Source organism: Winogradskyella sp. SM1960 (assembly GCF_020179375.1).
GTDB lineage: Bacteria > Bacteroidota > Bacteroidia > Flavobacteriales > Flavobacteriaceae > Winogradskyella > Winogradskyella marina.
The window spans coordinates 583,904-605,013 of sequence record NZ_JAICBG010000001.1 but is presented as its reverse complement, the minus strand read 5'-3'; the positions used below and the strand labels follow the sequence as shown (position 1 = coordinate 605,013).

General features: G+C 33.3%; 20 protein-coding genes. 13 read left to right on the top strand and 7 right to left on the bottom strand.

Going from position 1 to position 21,110, the window contains the following annotated elements:
* Nucleotides 1-196: 196 nt before the first annotated feature.
* Nucleotides 197-1,210 (bottom strand): glutamine synthetase beta-grasp domain-containing protein, encoded by a 1,014-nt coding sequence (locus tag K1X16_RS02720; protein ID WP_195869619.1) that lies wholly within the window; start codon nt 1,208-1,210, stop codon nt 197-199.
* Between the two features lie 178 nt (nt 1,211-1,388).
* Between K1X16_RS02720 and K1X16_RS02715 the strand changes: the two genes are divergently transcribed.
* The 4 genes from K1X16_RS02715 to K1X16_RS02700 all read left to right on the top strand — a co-directional run bounded on the left by K1X16_RS02715 (nt 1,389) and on the right by K1X16_RS02700 (nt 6,298).
* Nucleotides 1,389-3,575 carry a glutamine synthetase III gene (locus K1X16_RS02715; RefSeq protein WP_195869618.1) on the top strand — a complete coding sequence of 729 codons (2,187 nt, stop codon included), beginning with the start codon at nt 1,389-1,391 and terminating at the stop codon, nt 3,573-3,575.
* A 217-nt stretch (nt 3,576-3,792) separates the two neighbouring features.
* Nucleotides 3,793-3,936 (top strand): hypothetical protein, encoded by a 144-nt coding sequence (locus K1X16_RS02710; protein ID WP_195869617.1) that lies wholly within the window; start codon nt 3,793-3,795, stop codon nt 3,934-3,936.
* A gap of 166 nt (nt 3,937-4,102) precedes the next feature.
* On the top strand, nt 4,103-5,281 hold the full coding sequence (locus tag K1X16_RS02705) for an AIR synthase related protein (RefSeq protein WP_225034962.1): 1,179 nt from the start codon (nt 4,103-4,105) through the stop codon (nt 5,279-5,281).
* Between the two features lie 12 nt (nt 5,282-5,293).
* The gene (locus K1X16_RS02700) at nt 5,294-6,298 is read left to right on the top strand and encodes a DUF3078 domain-containing protein (RefSeq protein ID WP_195869615.1); all 1,005 of its coding nucleotides are present in this window, start codon (nt 5,294-5,296) and stop codon (nt 6,296-6,298) included.
* Nucleotides 6,299-6,308: 10 nt separating this feature from the next.
* On the opposite strand, the gene K1X16_RS02695 is transcribed toward K1X16_RS02700, so the two are convergent.
* Entirely contained in the window at nt 6,309-6,968 is a 660-nt protein-coding gene (locus K1X16_RS02695) for an ABC transporter ATP-binding protein (protein WP_195869614.1), read from the bottom strand.
* A 542-nt stretch (nt 6,969-7,510) separates the two neighbouring features.
* Between K1X16_RS02695 and prfA the strand changes: the two genes are divergently transcribed.
* The 3 genes from prfA to K1X16_RS02680 all read left to right on the top strand — a co-directional run bounded on the left by prfA (nt 7,511) and on the right by K1X16_RS02680 (nt 10,378).
* On the top strand, nt 7,511-8,587 hold the full coding sequence (prfA, locus tag K1X16_RS02690) for a peptide chain release factor 1 (RefSeq protein ID WP_195869613.1): 1,077 nt from the start codon (nt 7,511-7,513) through the stop codon (nt 8,585-8,587).
* Nucleotides 8,588-8,621: 34 nt separating this feature from the next.
* Complete coding sequence (gene pyrF, locus K1X16_RS02685; RefSeq protein WP_195869612.1) at nt 8,622-9,431, top strand: orotidine-5'-phosphate decarboxylase; 810 nt, start codon at nt 8,622-8,624, stop codon at nt 9,429-9,431.
* A 158-nt stretch (nt 9,432-9,589) separates the two neighbouring features.
* On the top strand, nt 9,590-10,378 hold the full coding sequence (locus tag K1X16_RS02680; protein WP_225034961.1) for an ABC transporter substrate-binding protein: 789 nt from the start codon (nt 9,590-9,592) through the stop codon (nt 10,376-10,378).
* A 145-nt stretch (nt 10,379-10,523) separates the two neighbouring features.
* Here the strand turns inward: K1X16_RS02680 and K1X16_RS02675 are convergent, their stop codons facing one another.
* From K1X16_RS02675 to purU, 3 genes are all read right to left on the bottom strand, one after another.
* Nucleotides 10,524-10,727 carry a Lacal_2735 family protein gene (locus K1X16_RS02675; protein WP_225034960.1) on the bottom strand — a complete coding sequence of 68 codons (204 nt, stop codon included), beginning with the start codon at nt 10,725-10,727 and terminating at the stop codon, nt 10,524-10,526.
* 98 nt (nt 10,728-10,825) lie between these two features.
* Complete coding sequence (locus K1X16_RS02670) at nt 10,826-11,536, bottom strand: DUF4197 domain-containing protein (RefSeq protein WP_195869609.1); 711 nt, start codon at nt 11,534-11,536, stop codon at nt 10,826-10,828.
* Nucleotides 11,537-11,681: 145 nt separating this feature from the next.
* Entirely contained in the window at nt 11,682-12,536 is an 855-nt protein-coding gene (gene purU, locus K1X16_RS02665) for a formyltetrahydrofolate deformylase (RefSeq protein ID WP_225034959.1), read from the bottom strand.
* 145 nt (nt 12,537-12,681) lie between these two features.
* Between purU and K1X16_RS02660 the strand changes: the two genes are divergently transcribed.
* The 4 genes from K1X16_RS02660 (at nt 12,682) to K1X16_RS02645 (ending at nt 18,364) form a co-directional block, all read left to right on the top strand.
* Nucleotides 12,682-16,122 carry a methylmalonyl-CoA mutase family protein gene (locus K1X16_RS02660; protein WP_225034958.1) on the top strand — a complete coding sequence of 1,147 codons (3,441 nt, stop codon included), beginning with the start codon at nt 12,682-12,684 and terminating at the stop codon, nt 16,120-16,122.
* Nucleotides 16,123-16,435: 313 nt separating this feature from the next.
* Nucleotides 16,436-16,903, top strand: a complete 468-nt coding sequence (locus tag K1X16_RS02655; RefSeq protein WP_225034957.1) for an OsmC family protein — start codon at nt 16,436-16,438, stop codon at nt 16,901-16,903.
* Between the two features lie 246 nt (nt 16,904-17,149).
* Nucleotides 17,150-17,689, top strand: a complete 540-nt coding sequence (locus K1X16_RS02650) for a sigma-70 family RNA polymerase sigma factor (protein ID WP_225034956.1) — start codon at nt 17,150-17,152, stop codon at nt 17,687-17,689.
* A gap of 60 nt (nt 17,690-17,749) precedes the next feature.
* On the top strand, nt 17,750-18,364 hold the full coding sequence (locus tag K1X16_RS02645; protein ID WP_225034955.1) for a DEAD/DEAH box helicase: 615 nt from the start codon (nt 17,750-17,752) through the stop codon (nt 18,362-18,364).
* 3 nt (nt 18,365-18,367) lie between these two features.
* Here the strand turns inward: K1X16_RS02645 and K1X16_RS02640 are convergent, their stop codons facing one another.
* A complete protein-coding gene (locus K1X16_RS02640) occupies nt 18,368-18,763 on the bottom strand; it encodes a hypothetical protein (RefSeq protein ID WP_195869603.1) in 396 nt (131 codons plus the stop codon).
* Between the two features lie 117 nt (nt 18,764-18,880).
* Here K1X16_RS02640 and K1X16_RS02635 point away from each other — a divergent pair, with 117 nt between their 5' ends.
* On the top strand, nt 18,881-19,324 hold the full coding sequence (locus tag K1X16_RS02635; protein ID WP_195869602.1) for an Lrp/AsnC family transcriptional regulator: 444 nt from the start codon (nt 18,881-18,883) through the stop codon (nt 19,322-19,324).
* 52 nt (nt 19,325-19,376) lie between these two features.
* Here K1X16_RS02635 and K1X16_RS02630 read toward each other — a convergent pair whose 3' ends face one another.
* Nucleotides 19,377-20,351, bottom strand: coding sequence for a YpdA family putative bacillithiol disulfide reductase (locus K1X16_RS02630; protein ID WP_225034954.1), 975 nt, complete (start codon nt 20,349-20,351; stop codon nt 19,377-19,379).
* A 117-nt stretch (nt 20,352-20,468) separates the two neighbouring features.
* Between K1X16_RS02630 and K1X16_RS02625 the strand changes: the two genes are divergently transcribed.
* Nucleotides 20,469-21,083: a DUF1684 domain-containing protein gene (locus K1X16_RS02625; RefSeq protein ID WP_225034953.1), complete on the top strand. Its 615-nt coding sequence runs from the start codon at nt 20,469-20,471 to the stop codon at nt 21,081-21,083.
* The last annotated feature ends 27 nt before the right edge of the window (nt 21,084-21,110 follow it).

Here is a 21,110-nt window from a genome sequence, read left to right as displayed (position 1 = left end):
AAAATTGGTAGGGCAGCTATGGTATAAGATTATTGTAAGAAAAATATATCGCTTAATCAATGGAATAAATTGTGGTGCAAAGGACCAGCTATCGCTATTGTGTGTGGCTTTTATAAGAGATAGCTATAGACAAAAAAAGTCGTTTAGAATTTATAATCTAAACGACTTTTTGATATTTATAATAGGCTTAAGACTATTAAGAAATCTTAGCGTTATTTACGGTTTTAATAATTCTACCTGCAATCTTGTATGGATCACCGTTAGAAGCAGGTCGTCTATCTTCTAACCAACCTTTCCAGCCTTTTTCAACTGTAATAATTGGAATTCGGATTGAAGCTCCTCTATCAGAAACACCATAACTAAAATCGTTAATAGAAGCTGTTTCATGATCACCAGTTAATCGTTCATCATTAAATTCACCATATACATCCATGTGTTCATCAGTAACAGGTCTAAATGCTTCACAAATTTTCTCGTAAGTTTCTTTAGATCCACATGTTCTTAGAACGGAATTAGAGAAGTTAGCGTGCATACCAGAACCATTCCAATCTCCTTTTACAGGCTTAGGGTGATACTCAATATAATACTCATACTTTTCAGTTAAACGATCTAAAAGGTATCTGGCAATCCAAATTTCATCACCAGCTTTTTTAGCTCCTTTAGCAAATAATTGAAATTCCCATTGTCCTGGTGCAACTTCTTGGTTAATACCTTCAAAGTTTAAACCAGCATCTATACAAAGGTCTGCATGTTCTTCAACAATATCTCTTCCCCAAGTATAACGTCCTCCAACAGAACAATAATATTGTCCTTGTGGACCAGGAAAACCACCTCTAGGGAAACCTAATGGTAAATCTGTTTTAGAATCCATTAAAAAGTATTCTTGTTCAAATCCAAACCAGAAATCATCATTGTCATCATCAATTGTAGCTCTTGCATTAGATGGGTGTGGAGTTCCGTCAGCGCTTAAAACTTCTGACATAATTAAAAATCCATTCTTTCTTACAGGATCTGGATATATAGCAACAGGTTTTAACAAACAATCCGAAGCACCACCAGAAGCTTGCTCAGTTGAAGATCCATCAAAAGACCATATCTCACAATCTTCTAATTTTCCGCTAAAGTCTTCTACAACCTTAGTTTTGCTTCTCATATTTTGGGTTGGTTCATGGCCATCTAGCCATATGTACTCTAGTTTTGATTTACTCATTGTTGTGTTTTTATTAAAAATTTATTTGTTACAAATATTACTTTTATTTCTTTGTCATCAAAAAAATGAGGGTGATTTATGGTGTATTTGCTTAATTTTTATCAATGACCCTATTTTTGTGTGGGTGTGCTAACAATTTTTTAAAAAAATTGTATTTTTGACCTCTAAAAATAATAATATGTCAACACTTAGATTTCATGCTGTAAAAGCATCTTTAAAAAGAAAGCCACTAAAGATAAAAGATAAGAAACGTCGTTCTGAAATTTTCGGAGCAAATGTATTTAATGAGGTCGCTATGCGTCAGTATTTAACTAAGACAGCGCTAAATAGTGTTTTGGAAGCTATTGAAAAAGGGACTAAAATAAATCGTCATGTGGCAGATCATATTTCTACAGGAATGAAAGAATGGGCCATTTCTAAAGGAGCCACACATTATACGCACTGGTTTCAGCCATTAACGGGAGCAACTGCAGAAAAGCATGATGCATTTTTTGAAACTATTGGAGATGGTCTCGCCATTGAAAAGTTTGGAGGTAATCAACTTGTACAACAAGAGCCAGATGCTTCTAGTTTTCCAAATGGTGGTATTAGAAACACGTTTGAAGCAAGAGGATATACAGCATGGGATCCTACATCACCTGCTTTTATTTATGATAAAACTTTATGTATTCCAACTGTTTTTGTGGCCTACACAGGTGAAGCCTTAGATTTTAAAACTCCACTTTTACGTGCATTACAGGCTGTTGATAATGCAGCTGTAGCGGTTTGTAAATACTTTGATAAGAACGTAAAGCGCGTAAGTACATCCTTAGGGTGGGAGCAAGAGTATTTTTTAATAGATGCTGCTTTAGCAAGTTCTAGACCAGATATTCTATTTACAGGTAAAACATTATTGGGACACTCACCTGCCAAAGGTCAACAACTCGACGATCATTATTTTGGTACCATTCCAGCGCGAGCAATGTCGTATATGCGCGATTTAGAACACCAATGTATGTTATTGGGTATTCCTGTGAAAACAAGACATAATGAAGTTGCACCAAACCAATTTGAATTAGCTCCTATTTTTGAAGAAGCGAATCTGGCAGTTGATCATAATACGCTTTTAATGGATATTATGCAGAAAATTGCTAAACGTCATGGTTTTACTGTGTTAATGCACGAAAAACCATTTGCAGGTGTTAACGGTTCTGGAAAACATAATAACTGGAGTTTGTCAACCAATACAGGAGTTAACTTATTGTCTCCTGGAAAAACACCAATGAGTAATCTTCAATTTTTAACCTTCTTTATTAATACCATTAAAGCAGTACAGACACATGAAGAATTACTAAGAGCAGCTATTGCTTCTGCGAGTAATGATCATCGATTAGGAGCAAATGAAGCGCCTCCTGCTATTATTTCTATTTTTATAGGAAAGCAACTGACTAAAGTGCTAGGAGAGCTAGAAACGGTAACAAAAGGAAAGTTATCTCCAAAGGAAATTACAGACCTAAAACTTAATGTCGTTGGTAAAATACCGGAGGTTATTTTAGATAATACAGATAGAAATAGAACATCATCATTTGCTTTTACGGGTAATAAGTTTGAGTTTAGAGCGGTTGGTTCTACTGCTAACTGTGCTAATCCAATGACGGTTTTAAGTACTATTGTTGCAAAACAACTCAAGGACTTTAAAGTTGAAGTCGATGAATTAATCGATAAGAAAACAATGAAAAAGGATGATGCTATTTTTAATGTATTAAGAGAATACATTAAAACATCTAAAGCGATTCTTTTTGAAGGCAATGGTTATAGCGAAGCTTGGGAAAAAGAAGCCAAAAAACGAGGATTAAGTAATAATAAAACAACTCCAGAAGCCCTTAAGATTAAAAAAGCGAAATCTACAATAGAGCTATTTGATAGCTTAGGAGTTATGAATAAAGTAGAGTCCGAATCGCGCTATGAAATAGAAATAGAAGATTACAGTCTTCATATTCAAATAGAAAGTAGAGTTATTGCTGATATTGCTAGAAATCATGTTGTACCAACAGCTGTGAGATATCAAAATATTTTGTTAGAAAATGTTACAGGTCTTAAATCTATTTATGGTGAAAAATTTAAAGATTATGCAAAAGCACAATTAGTACTAATTGAAGAAATATCAGAACATATCGAAACAATTAATACTACTGTAACTAAAATGACAGAAGCCCGAAAAGTATGTAATAAAGAAACGAGTTTAGAAAAGAGAGCAGATGGCTATTGTAATATGGTAAAGCCATTGTTTGAAGACATTAGATATCATTGTGATAAGCTGGAGATAATGATAGATGATGAGCTGTGGCCATTAACCAAATATAGAGAGTTATTGTTTACTAAATAATATGCAGAATACAACTTAAAGTTAATAAGGTTACATGATGAAATACGTATTTATACGTACATTGAATGATGATTTATTTGCGTTTTGTGTAGTTTGTCGATTACATTAAACTAGTTGTCGAAAAGGTGGTGTTTTCATGTTAAATATTTCTGGATAGTCTGATTTACAACACGTTTATTTCGTATTTTTGTAGGGCTATTAATCAATATTTGTAAAAATGAAAAAGTTACTACTTAGTGTAGCTATTCTTGTTGGAGCAACTCTTATTTTATCACAAGACAATTCAGATGAATTGAAAAATGTTAATAATAATGATGTTGCGAGTGTACAGGTAGAGCTACCAACAGATCTTAAAAAATAAGATAAAATAATTAGGTGAAATTTACCTTTTATTTAAAAAGATAAAATCGATAATAATTCGGTTTTATCTTTTTTTTTGCTTCAATAGGCGTTAATTCCAACCTAATCATTCCTTATAATTAAACGCAATCCTTATTTTTGCACCACCAATACTAATAAATTGTACCATGAGCAATTCGGTGAGTAAAAGATATGCGCAAAGAGGTGTTTCTGCTTCAAAAGAAGACGTCCATAATGCTATTAAAAATATAGATAAAGGGTTGTTCCCTAAAGCGTTCTGTAAGATAGTTCCAGATTATTTAACTAATGATAACGACTATTGTCTAATAATGCATGCTGATGGAGCAGGGACAAAATCATCATTGGCTTATATGTACTGGAAAGAAACTGGAGATATCTCAGTTTGGAAAGGTATTGCTCAAGACGCATTAATAATGAATATTGACGATTTGCTTTGTGTTGGTGCAACAGATAATATAATGCTATCTTCAACCATAGGAAGAAATAAAAACTTAATTCCTGGAGACGTCATTTCTGCAATTATCAATGGAACAGAAGATTTAATTCAAGATTTAAAATCATTTGGTGTAACTATTCACTCAACTGGTGGAGAAACAGCAGATGTTGGAGATTTGGTGAGAACGATTATTGTAGATTCTACAGTGACAGCGCGCATGAAGCGTTCAGATGTTATTGATAATGCGAATATAGTAGCAGGTGATGTTATTGTTGGTTTAGAATCTTTTGGACAAGCCTCTTACGAAACCGAATATAATGGTGGTATGGGAAGCAATGGTTTAACATCTGCTAGGCACGATGTGTTTTCAAAGTATTTAGCCGAAAAATATCCTGAAAGTTATGATGCTGCTGTTCCTAAAGATTTGGTCTATTCCGGACAAACAAAATTAACAGACAGTGTTGAAAATGCTCCAATAGATGCCGGGAAGTTAGTGTTGTCGCCAACAAGAACCTACGCTCCAATTATAAAAGCGATTTTAAACACCTACAATAGTGATTCTGTTCATGGTATGGTACATTGTAGTGGTGGTGCACAAACTAAGATCCTTCATTTTATTGATGAGCTGCATATTGTTAAAGATAATATGTTCGAAGTTCCACCGTTATTTAAACTCATTCAAGAGCAATCTAAAACAGATTGGAAAGAAATGTATCAAGTATTTAACTGTGGTCATAGAATGGAGTTGTATGTAAAACCTGAGATAGCAAATGCTATCATTGAGATTTCAAAATCGTTTAATGTCGATGCTAAAATAATAGGTAGAGTAGAAGCCTCCGATAAAAAACAACTTACCATTTCTAGTGAATACGGAACATTTACATATTAATTTTATTTAAGCATGAAAATTTATTCTTGGTTTGTCTTTGGTGTATTTATCTTATGTTCTAGCGTGCTTTTTGCTCAGCCAGATTCTTTATACTTTCAAAAGAAAAAAAATGAACCTGTTCAGTTGGGTTGGAGAACAAAAAAAGAAGTTGGCTTAAACCTTAATCAAGTTTCTTTTACCAATTGGAATTCTGGTGGTGCTAATTCTATTTCGGGTATTGTAACAGGTAAAGCTGAAGCAAAATATAAACAAAAAAAATGGTATTGGAATTCGAACTTCAATATACGTTATGGTTTAAATAAACAAGAGGAATTAAATATTAGAAAAACAGAGGATGTTATTGAGGTGATTTCTAATGTTGGATTAGAAATTGACCCGAAAAGTAATTGGTTTTATTCTGCAAAATTTAGTTTTAATTCACAGTTAGCTAAAGGGTATAGTTATCCTAATAGAGATGATGCCATTTCAAAATTTATGGCGCCTGGTTATATGTTTTTTGGTGTAGGAATGGAGTATGGACGATTTATTGAGCGTTTATCATTCTACGCGTCGCCATTTACGTTAAAAACAACCTTTGTGTTAGATGATGATTTGGCTAATAAAGGGGCTTTTGGTGTAGATCCAGCTATATATGATTTGGAAGGCAACATTCTTAGAGATGGAAAAAAAGTAAGACAAGAATTGGGGATTTTATTTACCAATCAGTACGAAGAAGAAGTTTTTGAGAATATAAAAATCACTAGCCTTTTGCGTCTGTATACCGATTATATTAATAGTTTTGGGAATATAGATTTAGAGTGGGAATTAAACTTAGATATGAAAGTTAATAAATTTGTAAAAGCAACTTTAGGGTCGCACCTCAGGTATGACGATGATATCAAAGTAGAAGTAGAAACAAACGAGGTTACCAATGAAGAAAATGTTATTGTTGGTGCAAAATTGCAATGGAAGCAGATATTAGGTGTTGGTGTTGTTGTGGATTTGGATAACATTATCAGATCCAATAGATCATCTTAATTTAAACGTGTTACAAGCATCCTGTGCTTAAGTATTTGTAATCTTCCAATTCAGTAAGCTTATTAATCTTTTTAGTAGTACCATTTTTAAGTAAATAAATAGTGTCAGATGCCTCAATGATATGTTGATACATATGATCTGAAATAATGATAGCTTTCTCTTTTTTTTCGTCTTCAATAAGTTGTTTTACAGTCTCAATGTGTAGCGGTGATAAATGTGAAAATGGTTCGTCCAAAAACACGATTTCGCTTTTGGTTTTTAAAACAATATACGTTTCAATAATTCGGCGTTCTCCACCAGATAAATCATTGAATTTAGAACTTTTGTAGATAGAAAAGGCTTCAAAACCCTGAATAAAAGTTTTCCAATCGAGACCATGTAGTGTAAAAACAAAAGACAACTTCATTTCACCTGGAATAAAATTGTATTGTGGTAAATACATCACAATTCCTGTTGTGTGTAAAGGCTTTAAAAGTGGTTTTCCATCTAATCTAACAAGCATATACTTCGGCTTTAGATTTCCAAAGGCAATATTGAGTAAACAAGTTTTTCCACAGCCGTTTCTACCTAATATAGCTGTAACTTTTCCTGTTTCAGCTTTAAGGTAAATACCATTTAAAATACGTTTGTTTTTAAAGTAAAGTTCTACATTGTCTAATTCAAATATCATGTTGTTGTCAAGTGAATTCTTTAAGTATCGTAATAAAAATAATGGTAAAGATACAGTCTACTATAAATACAACAGAAAAAAGCTTAAGCGTAGAAATTCCTAAATTCTTGTAAAAAGTTAATTTTCTTTTATTATTAGTTTCGCTGACATAATACCATGCAAAAACCGTAAGAAATAATTTGGTTATTAAGGCAGGCGCGATAACTGGATTAAAAAAACCGATAATAGCATTAGCAATAAAAGACCAAACCACAAACTGTTTGTAAAAAGTGAGTATAGCTAGGAAACGATACATACTTATAATAACGTTAGTTATGTTCAATTTATTTTTAACAGAATAGGAAAACCCAAATATTTTAGAAAATAGAACCACGCAACAGGCCATAAGATGTATGATGAATAAGATTAGTTGTTAATTGGTTAAATAAAAATCACAAATTTAATCAGTGTGTTATACTTGGGGCTTAATTCTATATTCTAACAGCGAAGCGGTCTAATATCTTAAATTTATCGTATTTTTGAACTTCAATTTTTGAAGAGAGATGTTAGAGAAAATACAGATTATAAAACAACGCTTCGATGAGGTAAACGACCTTATCATTCAACCAGATATCATATCAGATCAGCAACGCTATACAAAGCTGATGAAGGAATATAAAGACCTTAAGCTTATTGTAGATAAAGGCGAAGTTTATAGAGAAGCACTTGATAATGTTTCTGAAGCCGAAGAAATCATTGCAGATGGTTCTGATGATGAAATGGTAGAAATGGCCAAAATGCAGCTTGAAGAAGCTAAAGAAGCAATTGAAAAACTAGAAGAGGAAATTCGCTTTATGTTGATTCCTAAGGATCCAGACGATGCTAAAAATGTTGTCGTTGAAGTACGTGCAGGAACAGGTGGAGATGAAGCTAGTATTTTTGCAGGTGACTTATACAGAATGTATTCTAAATATTGTAGTGATAAAGGATGGAAAGTCGATGTCGTAAGTCAGAGTGACGGAACATCTGGTGGTTTTAAAGAAATTATTTTCGAAGTTTCTGGCGAAGATGTTTATGGCACACTAAAGTTTGAAGCTGGTGTTCACCGTGTACAACGTGTACCGCAAACCGAAACGCAAGGTCGTGTGCATACAAGTGCTGCAACGGTTATGGTATTGCCAGAAGCAGAAGAGATTGATTTTGAACTCGATATGACCGAAGTGCGTATTGAGCGAACAACATCAACAGGTCCTGGAGGTCAGTCGGTAAATACAACCTATTCTGCTATTAAGTTACATCACGAACCAACTGGCATGATTGTAAGTTGCCAAGATCAAAAGTCGTCACACAAAAACTTAGAAAAAGCATTAAAGGTTTTACGTTCGCGTTTGTATGAAAGAGAACTAGAAAAACAACGAGAAGAAGATTCTGCTAAACGTAAAAGTATGGTAAGTTCTGGTGATAGAAGTGCTAAAATTAGAACTTATAACTATGCGCAAGGACGTGTAACAGATCACAGAATTGGATTAACACTTTATGATTTATCGAACATCATAAATGGTGATATTCAAAAAATAATAGACGAATTAATGTTGGCTGAAAACACAGAGCTGTTGAAGGCTAATGATGATGTAATTTAAATTGAAGCCTCGTTTTTGAGGCTTTTTTTATAATATGACAACACAACAACTCATTACCCAAATCCACAAAAAGAAATCCTTCCTTTGTATAGGATTAGACGTCGATTTAACTAAAATACCAAAGCATTTATTAAAAGAAGACGATCCAATATTTGCTTTTAATAAAGCTATAATTGATGCCACACATCATCTTTGTGTGGCTTACAAACCCAATACAGCGTTTTACGAAGCTTACGGCATTAAGGGCTGGCAAGCTTTAGAAAAAACCATAAAGTATCTCAATAAAAACCATCCTGAAATTTATACGATTGCAGATGCCAAACGCGGAGATATAGGCAATACAAGTACCATGTATGCCAAAGCATTTTTTGAAGATTTAGGGTTTGATAGTGTAACTGTTGCACCGTATATGGGGAAGGATTCAGTAGAGCCTTTTTTAGCCTTCAAAGACAAGCATACGATCCTTTTAGCCTTAACATCTAACCAAGGAGCTTTCGATTTTCAAACAAAAGAGATAGATGGTGTAGAGTTATACAAGCAAGTGTTAGAGACCTCTAAATCTTGGGAAAATTCTGAAAACTTAATGTATGTGGTTGGTGCAACTAAAGCTGAGTTTTTAGGAGATATTCGTAAAATTATTCCAGATAGCTTTTTGTTAGTGCCCGGTGTTGGTGCACAAGGAGGAAATCTTCAAGAGGTTTGTAAATATGGTATGAATGATGCTGTCGGATTATTAATTAATTCGTCGCGAGGGATTATTTATGCTTCACAAGATGAAAATTTCGCTGAAGCTGCTGCTAAAAAAGCTGAAGAATTACAGTTGCAGATGGCTTTTGAATTGTAGACCATCATTAACTAAAAGGATAGCTGCGTAAATTGTCCTCTTGAGGATTACTGAAAAACAAAAAGTTTTTTGTTTTTCAAGTACCTAGCGTAGCTCTTAGGGGTGTTCTTGAAGTAGCTTTTTAAGGTGCCTGATTTTATAATTTTCGATAAAGCTCTATGACGTACAAAGACCAACTCAAAAGAGACATCCAACTCAAAAATACACCCAAACGCATCATCTCGTTAGTACCATCGCAAACCGAGTTGTTAGTTGATTTAGGTTTGGAAGCTTCAATCGTTGGTGTCACAAAATTCTGTGTGCACCCAAAACATATGCGACTATCTAAAGCGGTTGTTGGAGGTACAAAGCAAATCCATATTGAAAAAATAAAAGCCCTTTATCCAGATATTATTCTATGCAATAAAGAGGAAAACACAAAGGAAATGATTTCGGAATTGGAAGATATAGCTCCAGTTCATATCAGTGATATTTATAACCTCGAAGATTGTTTTGAATTAATTTCCATGTATGGGGAAATTTTTAATATTACAAGAACAACGTCAACGTTAGTAGCAAATATTAAATTACAACGCGAAGCATTTCAAGTTCAACTTCAAAACAAAGACAAGTTAAAAGTTGCTTATTTCATTTGGAAAAATCCTTGGATGGTTGCAGCTTCAAACAACTTTATAGATGTTATGATCAAAGAAGCTGGGTTTATAAATGTTTTTGAAGATGAAACACGCTATCCAGAAATCGACTTAAATAATTCAACATTAAATGAAGCAGATCTCATCTTTTTGTCTAGTGAACCTTTTCCATTTAAGGAGGATCACATTATAGAATTTCAAAAGGAGTTTCCAGAAAAAACTATTAAAATTGTGGATGGTGAGTTGTTTTCTTGGTATGGTAGTCGGTTGTTACTGTCGTATTCGTATTTTCAAACCCTTCACGATAAGACATAAAAAAGTCGATACCTAACTACAAATACCGACTTCAAAACTAACTAATCTATAATCTAACTAACTCATTCTTTTGCACTGCAAAGATGGTAAGTTTACGCGTTTTGAAGGTTATGCTAATGTTAGGATATAATTAAGTATGAATTAATTAAGTTGGCTTGATTTGAGTTTCCGAGCTATTGACTACGAATCCTAATTTATTAATTTTATGAAGTACTTTTGTGGCTTGGTATTCAGAAAAATCACTTAAAGCATGATCGGTTTGTCTTAAATTGTAAGCATCTTCAATAAGTTGAATGTACTTTTTCTTAAGCTTTATCCGTCTTTTTAATAATTTACCTCTATAGTTCACAACTAAATTTTAATAAATACATTAGTAAATTACTAAAATTTAGCTAGAATTATTGTTTTTTATTAAAAAAATTAGAAAATTAATTGAAGACTTGTCATTTAGTCTTGTAGGGCAAATACCTTCTTTAGTAAATCTGATCCACGAGAAGAAACCTTCGTTCTAATTTCTTTTTCTTCAACGGCAATCATGGTATACACACCTTTTAAAGCTTCTTGGGTAACGTAATCCGTTAAATCCGGATTTACATTATTTGTTAATGGAATATTGTTGTATTTAGTTATTAGATTAGACCATATTTGATCGGCACCAACTTTACTAAACGAATTATTAATAACAGGCTTAAACTTGCTGTAAAGTTCCGTTTCAGTTTTTGATGTCAAATATGATGTTGCTGCATTATCTTCTCCTAATAGAATGTTTTTAGCATCATCAAAAGTGATGTCTTTTACAGCATTTACAAAAATTGGAGTTGCTTCAGAAACCGCATCTTCAGCAGCTCGGTTCAATACTTTTAACCCTTCGTCAGCTAAACTACTTAATCCAATTTTACGCAGTGCACTATCTACTTTTTGTAATTCTTCAGGCAAAAGGATTTTTACCAATTCATTTTTAAAGAAACCATCTTCAGCGGTTAATTTAGTTACTTGTTTCTCAATTCCTGTGTCTAAGGCTTCTCTTAAACCTGCAGCAATATCAGCATTTCCTATTACACCACCTGCGCCTTGTGGTAAAGAGTCTACAACCTGCTGTAATTCAGCACATGCTGTTAAATTGAAAATAACGAATAGGGCAAAAATTCTTTTAATCATAATTAAAGTCTTATTTTTTTTGTAAAGATAATTTATAAAGCCAAAACCATTTCAAATTTTAGTCTATAAATTAATAAAATGTATTACTCAGCGTAAATGTTACTTAATTAATAGACACCAATTAATACAATTAGTCACATTCAATTTATGAGAAAATAATAGTCTTATTATTGTACACCATAACTTTTCTATTCGCATGAAGTTTAATCGCATTAGACAATACAATTTTTTCCAAATCACGACCCTTTGCTATCAAATCTTTTATGGAATACGTATGTGATACATGTGCAATATCTTGTTCTATAATCGGTCCTGCATCCAATTCTTCAGTTATATAATGACTTGTAGATCCAATAATTTTTACGCCGCGTTTGTAAGCAGAATGATAAGGTTTTGCACCAACAAAAGCAGGTAAAAACGAATGGTGAATATTAATAATTTTGTTCGGATATTTATCAATTAAAGTTTTAGATACAATTTGCATATAACGCGCTAAAACAATAAAATCAATAGCGTGTTTTTCTAATAGTTCTAATTGTTTCTGTTCGGCCTCATGCTTCGTCGCTTTTGTTACTGGAACATGATAAAACGGAATATTAAAGTTATCTGCAATCGGTTTTAAATCGAGATGATTACTTAATATAAAAGGAATTTCTAAAAACAATTCACCAGAATTATAACGTCCTAAAATATCATATAAACAGTGGTCGTATTTAGACACAAATAAAGCCATTTTAGGTTTTCTCTCAGCAGAATACATGCGCCACTTAAGTTTATATTTTTCTACTAAGGTGCTTTTGAATAGCTCCTTAAATTTATCGAGAGAAAAAATACCAGATGAAAACTCACATGCCAATCGCATAAAAAAGATATTCTGTTCTCTATCAACATGCTGATCAATATAAACAATATTACCATCGTTTGAAGCCATAAAACTCGTTACCGAAGCAATAATATTCGGTTGATCTGCGCAATGAATAAGTAGTGTAATTTTATGCATAAATCTAATCTTGAATGAATTGATAAAATTAATTAAAATTGAAAGCATTACCGACTTTCTGTAAGTTTTAGATATTTTTCGATTGATGCCCTAAATTTTTGAATATTCCGTAAATTTGTCACTCAAATTAGCAAGATTTTTACGAATGGAACAAGTTGCACCTTATAACCCAAAACATAAAGTACGAATAGTAACAGCTGCATCACTCTTTGATGGACATGATGCTGCCATAAATATTATGCGTCGTATTATCCAATCTACAGGAGTGGAAGTGATTCATTTGGGTCACGATCGCAGTGTAGAAGAAGTGGTTAATACAGCCATACAAGAAGATGCAAATGCTATTGCATTAACCTCTTATCAAGGTGGACATAACGAGTATTTTAAATACATGTATGATTTGCTAAAGGAAAAAGGAGCAGAACATATCAAAATTTTTGGAGGTGGAGGAGGAGTGATTCTTCCAGAAGAAATTAAAGAATTAATGGATTATGGAATTACCAGAATCTATTCTCCAGATGATGGAAGAGCACTTGGTTTACAAGGCATGATTAACGATTTGGTACAACAATCTGATTTTGCCATCGGAGATAAATTAAACGATGAAGGTAAAACGCTTCATGAAAAAAATCCGAAGTCTATAGCAAGAGTAATTTCTTCGGCAGAAAATTACCCAGATGTTGCTAAAGATACTTTAGAAGCCATTCACGAAAAAAATAAAACATCAAAAACACCAGTGCTTGGCATAACAGGAACAGGTGGAGCCGGAAAATCCTCTTTAGTTGATGAGTTAGTACGTCGTTTTTTAATTGATTTTCCTGAGAAAACAGTTGGATTAGTGTCTGTAGATCCTTCAAAACGAAAAACAGGTGGTGCACTTTTAGGAGATAGAATTCGTATGAATGCCATTAATTCACCTCGTGTTTACATGCGTAGTTTAGCAACGCGTCAATCTAATTTAGCATTATCTAAATACGTCAATGAAGCTGTTGAGGTTTTAAAAGCGGCCGAATATGATTTAATTATTTTGGAAACATCTGGGATCGGTCAATCAGATACCGAAATTATAGAACATTCAGATGTGTCGCTTTACGTAATGACACCAGAATTTGGTGCTGCCACACAACTTGAAAAAATTGATATGCTCGATTTTGCAGACTTAGTTGCCATCAATAAGTTTGACAAACGAGGAGCGCTCGATGCACTTCGTGATGTGAAAAAGCAGTATATGCGAAATCATAATATGTGGCACGCAGATCCTAATACAATGCCAGTTTTCGGAACTATTGCATCGCAATTTAATGATCCTGGAATGAATACGCTTTATAAAGCGGTTATGGATAAAATGGCAGAGAAAACAGAAACAGATTTAAACTCAACTTTTGAAATATCAAAAGAAATGAGTGAGAAGATTTTTGTTATTCCACCATCAAGAACACGTTATTTATCCGAAATAGCAGAGAACAATAGAGCTTACGATAAAACAGCAAATGAGCAAGTTGAAGTTGCTCAGAAATTATATGGCATATATAAAACTATTTGTTCGGTTGGAAATGTCACCATGAGCACAGTAGAAAAATCATTTATTGGAAAATTAGGACTAAATGAAGAGGAAATTCTCAGTCAAGTTGAAGACGAAAGTTCAAAAGACTTTTTAGGACTTTTAATTAAAGAATTCGACCGTGTAAAACTCAACTTAGATCCATACAATTGGGAAATAATTACGGGTTGGGATGAAAAGGTCAATCGTTATAAAGATCCAATTTATACTTTCAAAGTAAGAGATAAAGAAATTAAAATAGAAACGCATACAGAGTCACTTTCACATACTCAAATTCCTAAAGTAGCTTTACCAAAATACCAAGCTTGGGGAGATATTTTAAGATGGTGTTTACAAGAAAATGTACCAGGAGAATTTCCTTATGCAGCAGGTTTGTATCCTTTTAAAAGAACAGGAGAAGATCCTGCAAGAATGTTTGCAGGCGAAGGTGGTCCAGAACGTACCAACAGACGTTTTCATTATGTAAGTGAAGGTTTGCCAGCAAAACGATTATCAACGGCTTTTGATAGTGTAACGCTTTATGGAAATGATCCGGATTTACGTCCAGATATTTATGGTAAAATAGGAAATGCAGGTGTTTCTATTTGCTGTTTGGATGATGCCAAAAAATTGTATTCTGGTTTCGATTTAGCACATGTAATGACGTCGGTTAGTATGACGATTAATGGTCCTGCTCCAATGTTATTAGGCTTTTTTATGAATGCTGCTATTGACCAACAATGTGAGCTTTATATTAAAGAAAATGGATTAGAAAAAGATGTAGAAAAGAAAATTGCGGCAATTTATAAAGGAAAAGAGCGTCCGCAATACAACGGAAAACTTCCTGAAGGAAATAATGGTTTAGGCTTAATGCTTTTAGGTGTTACAGGCGATCAAGTTTTGCCTGCAGATGTATATGCCGAGATCAAAAAGAACACTATTGCTCAGGTTAGAGGAACGGTTCAAGCTGATATTTTAAAAGAAGATCAGGCGCAAAACACCTGTATTTTCTCAACAGAATTTGCATTGCGTTTAATGGGAGATGTTCAAGAGTATTTTATTGAAAATAATGTGCGTAATTTTTATTCGGTTTCTATTTCTGGATATCACATTGCTGAAGCTGGAGCTAATCCTATAACGCAGTTAGCATTAACATTATCTAACGGATTTACTTATGTGGAATACTATCTTTCAAGAGGAATGGATATCAATAAATTTGGACCAAATTTATCGTTCTTCTTTTCAAACGGAATAGATCCAGAATACGCAGTTATTGGTCGTGTAGCTCGTAAGATTTGGTCTAAAGCCATGAAGCACAAATATGGAGCAAATCCTAGAGCACAAATGTTGAAATATCATATTCAAACCTCTGGTCGTAGTTTACATGCTCAGGAAATTGATTTTAATGATATCAGAACCACACTTCAGGCTTTATATGCTATTTATGATAATTGTAACTCATTGCATACCAATGCTTATGATGAAGCGATTACGACACCAACAGAAGAGTCAGTTCGCAGAGCCATGGCCATTCAGTTGATTATTAATAAGGAATTAGGATTAGCTAAGAATGAAAACCCAATTCAAGGGTCTTTTATTATTGAAGAGTTAACCGATTTAGTTGAAGAAGCTGTATTGTTAGAATTCGATCGTATCACAGAACGAGGTGGAGTGCTTGGCGCAATGGAAACCATGTACCAACGTAGTAAAATTCAAGAGGAAAGCTTGTATTATGAAACTTTGAAGCATAATGGGCAATTTCCAATTATTGGTGTGAATACGTTTTTAAGCAGTAAAGGTTCGCCTACGGTTCAACCAGCAGAAGTAATAAGAGCAACCGAAGAAGAAAAGAAATTCCAGATAAATACCTTAGAGAAGTTGCATGAGGCTTATGATTCGGAAGACATATTAAAAGAATTGCAAAGCAAAGCCATTAATAATGAAAATATTTTTGAAGCATTAATGGAAGTTTGTAAAGTGTGTTCGTTAGGTCAGATCACATCAGCATTGTTTGAAGTTGGAGGTCAGTATCGCCGAAATATGTAAGCAGAGAACCACATTTTGCTTTTCGCAAAAAGTGTGTGAATCGCTTATCCCAAATTGGTTTTGGGATCTCAGAGAACCACGTTTTGCTTTTCGCAAAATGTGTGTGAATCGCTTATCCCAAATTAGCTTTGGGATCTCAGAGAACCACATTTTGCTTTTTGCAAAATGTGTGTGAATCGCTTATCCCAAATTGGTTTTGGGATCTCAGAGAACCACGTTTTGCTTTTTGCAAAACAAGCAAACTAAAAATATATAATTTAAAAGCGTTTCGTTTATCGAAACGCTTTTTTTACATTCAATAAAAGTTTTACCAATGCATCATACTTTTAAAGCCCAAGTCAATTGGACAATCAACGAAGGAGAAAGCACTAAGAATCCCAGAACGTTCAGTAGAAACCATAAAGTAACAAAAGGGAATAAAGTTTCCGATTTACAAGTTTCAGCAGCAAAACCGTTTCGAGGTGATGATACATTATTTAATCCTGAAGATTTATTGTTATCAGCTTTAATATCGTGCCATATGATGTCATATTTATATGTTTGTGCACAGCATCAAATTGAAGTTTTGAGTTATACAGATACGTCAGAAGGCGATTTAGTAGTCGAAGCAAATGGCAGTGGAAGTTTTAAAATGGTAAGATTAAAACCTATAGTCACCATAAAAGATGGAAGCCAAAAAGATTTAGCTTTAAGTCTTCACAATAAGGCCAATGAACTCTGTTTTATTGCCAATTCTTGTAATTTTCCTATCTATCATGACGCTACTATTGTGGTAGAATAATTCCACTTAAAAAAAATAGTCACATTTTTTGCATCTTTTCAACAATCTCATCGTCTATTAGATGAACAATAAAACGTAATATCATGAAAAATAAAGATTGTACTTGCGACTGTGAAGGTTGCAAAAAAGGAAATTGCAATAATTGTACCTGTGAAAATTGCACTTGTACTAACTGTAATTGTTAAATCATTAAATCAGTTCGGATACAAATTTTGGTATTCGAGCTGATTCTTATTACCTTTAAGTATGACCACAAAACAGGTTTGGGATAGTTATGCAGATGATTTAAAACGCTTTATTTTAAGTAAAGTGAAACAGGCTTCTATTGCTGAAGATATTTTGCAAGAAACGTTTATAAAAGTCCATACTAAATTACATACGCTTAATGATGACAGTAAGTTAAAGTCTTGGCTGTTTTCCGTAGCGAGATATACGGTTTTAGACTATTTTAGAACAACGAAACAAGAGTTGCCAGTTGAAGATTTAGAAGTAGCAACTACACCGACTACGCAAGCACATTCCGAACACGACTGCCTTAGAGGCATTATAAAAAGCTTACCAAAAAAATACAGAGACCCATTGTTTTTGTCTGATATAAAAGGCATGAAGCAACAAGAGATAGCCAATCAATTACACTTGCCTTTAGCTACGGTTAAATCTCAAATTCAACGTGCAAGAAAACAAATAGCACAAGGCTTTATGGACTGTTGTGGCTTTAAAATGAATGATGAAGGTCATTTAGTTGGCGAAATTCAAGATAAAGCAGACTGTAAAGTTTGTCAATAATAGTATCTTTGAAAATTAAAAGCTAAATCATCAAATTAGCTGTTCTCATAAATTCCACAAATGTCTTTCAAAAAACTGCACCCTTTATTAAAAGAATCTTTAACTAACGTTGGTTATGAAACCTCAAATGCGTTTCAGAAAAAAGTATTACCTACATTAAAAAGTGGGTCAGATGCTTATATGATTGCTCCAAAAGAAAGTGGTAAAACGATAGCACTCATAATTTCTACTATTCATAAATTAAAGGCAGCAGCTTTTGAAGATTCGCCACGTGCCATTATAGTTGTAAAAGATAAAACCGACGCCTTAGCTTTAAAGGAGCAGTTTGAAGTTTTTACAAAGAACACCGATTTAAGAGTTTATGCGCTTTATGACGGTTATGATATTGAAAAGCAAAAAACGGAAGTTTACTATGGCCAAGATATCGTAATTGCATCTCCAGCACGTTTAAGTAAGCTCTATTTTTTAAATGGTATTCACTTAGGAGAAGTTCAGTTGTTTGCTATAGAAGATGCTGATTATTTAGGAAGACAAAACGCTTACAATCATATTTTGCGTCTTTCGGAAAGTATTCAAAAATGCCAATATATAATTATTGCAGACACGATGAATTCTAAAATTAAGAATTATCAGAACAGTTTTATGTGCAATGCGCACATTTTAAAAGGGAAATAATGCTTATAAAGTCAACATCCACGTACGTTGCAGTTTCTTGAACTTTTTTAATTCACCACGAAGAATAGGTAAATAATCTCTACCGTTACTATTCGATTTTTCAAGCCGTCTACAATTACTATACAAACGTGTCGTTAAGCGATCTAAACTTTCTAAATGTTTACTTTTTTTGTCTGAACAATTTTCTCGTTCAGCACTTATAATTTGTGGTGCAAGATTGGTAGATTGCTGAATAATATCACCAGTAAAATAGATATGTTCATCTTCTGAACCATCAGAATTTAAATAGGATAAGTCCTGATTAAGGTAAGTAGATATACTTCTGGATAGTACAATAATATCCATAGCCTTTTGATATATAGGCAAATCCGAAAATTGTGTAGGTAGATGGTAACTCATAATTTCAATAGCAATTGTAACGAAATTAAGGACTAAATTTGAAAATAAACTTTAATATTTAAAGTGAATTTATATATTTGCTTTAAATATTATGTTTTTTTAGTTAAATTTCTTTAAATGAGTATTGATAGTTTAAATTGGAAGATTTTAAAATGTTTGCAGCAAAATGCACGTATGTCTAGCGCAGAAATAGGACGACGTGTTGGTATTACTTCTCCTGCCGTTTCAGAACGTATAAAAAAGATGGAAGATGCTGAAATTATTCAAGGATATACCACGTTTGTTTCGCCTTTTGAAGCTGGTTATCAATTAAAAGCCTTAATCACTTTAAGGGCATTTATGGGCATGTTGAAACCCTTTTTAGAAAAGGTGAAAACCTATGATGAAGTAGTGAATTGCTACAGAATCACAGGAAACGAAAACATAGTGATGGAAGTGGTGCTTAAAAATCAGAAGCACCTTGAGATTTTTATAGATCAATTAATAAGTTACGGCGAAACCAAAACACAAATTGTGCTGTCTCATGTGGTGAAGTATAAAGAGATAAAACCACTTTCGTAGAGGCAAATCTTGATTTATTCCAATTTATTATAGAAATAATGTTCTCCAAATATTAATCAGCTTTATTTTCGATGGCTTTTGCGATCATCTTCGCATGAACTCTAGAGTTTTCAATAAACCATTTATGAGTTTCCATGCCTCCGCAAATCACACCTGCTAAATACAAGCCTTTTACATTAGATTCCATAGTTTCAAAATTATAAGTCGGAATATGCTTTTCATCCTCAGAAAATTCAATACCAGCGTTTGCTAAAAATTTAAAATTAGGTTGGTATCCTGTGAGTGCCATCACAAAATCGTTAGCAATAGTTTTTTCTCCTTCTGGTGTATTAATACTAATTTCTGTAGGTTTAATGGCTTTAATTTCAGAATTAAAATAGGCTTTAATGCTGCCTTCTTCAATTCGGTTTTCAATATCTGGTTTTACCCAATATTTTACGCGTTCTCCAATTGCTTCACCTCTTACAATCATGGTAACATGGCCACCTTTTCTATAGATTTCAAGTGCTGCATCTACAGACGAATTACTAGCACCAACAACCGCAACATCTTGTAAGGTAAACGGATGCGCTTCTTTGTAATAATGAAACACTTTTGGTAAATCTTCGCCAGGAACGTTCAATAAATTCGGTAAGCCATAAAATCCTGTAGCAATGATGACGTTTGTTGCAGAGTAGCTAGCTTTATCGGATTGTATTTTAAATCCGTGTTCTGTTTTGTTGAGGTCAGTAACGGTTTCATAGAGATTTATATTTAAGGCATTTGACGTAGTCACTCGCCTATAATATTCCAAAGCTTCGTTTCGTGTTGGTTTTGGGTTATTACTGATAAAGGGAATGTTATCGATTTCCAATTTTTCGGACGTAGAAAAAAAGGTCATATTTAAAGGGTAGTTGAATAATGAGTTGGTTAGTGCTCCTTTTTCAAGAACTACATAATTCAAATTTTGCTTTTTTATTTCTAAAGCACAAGCAATTCCGATTGGTCCTGCTCCAATAATTAAAACGTCTAAATGTAAGTTTTTCATAAGTGTTTAAAATTACGCTTAATGTCGATAATTATAAAATCTACGCTATTAAATATCTCTATAAAACCAAAATGAAAATCTATATGTTGTATTTTTGAAGTTTAAAATTTAATTGATATGCGAATTTTAATTGTCTTATTTACGTTAGCTCTTTTTGCGAGTTGTTCTGAAAACAAAAAAATGATTGTTCATGAAACTCCGTTTCAGGAAAAAATGAACACTGAATTTAAAGACGCTTCAGTATCACCTCTAAAATCTAAAGATTTAAAAGGTTTTAAAGGTTTAGATTTTTTTACTTATGATTCTACTTTTGTGGTGACAGCATCTTTAAAACGCACACCAAATACTGAATGGTTTGATATGAGAACAACCACAGACCGCATATCTAAAGAGCGCGTTTTTGGGATTGTAACCTTTGAGTTAAAAGGAAAAACATTTCAGTTAAACACGTATCAAGGTAAAGAACTATCAGAACAAGAAGGATTTGAGAATTATTTGTTTCTACCTTTTTTAGATCATACCAATGGGACTTCAACCTATAAAGGTGGGCGTTATATTGACTTAGAAATACCTAAAGGGAATACCATTGAAATAGATTTTAACTCAGCTTACAATCCGTATTGTGCTTATGACGAAAAATATTCTTGTCCAATAGTTCCAATGGAAAATTATGTAGCAGTTGACGTTGAAGCAGGTGTAAAGGCCTTTGTTAGCGTGTATGATGAAGATTAATGTGGTTTTTACGAATTAGCATTAATC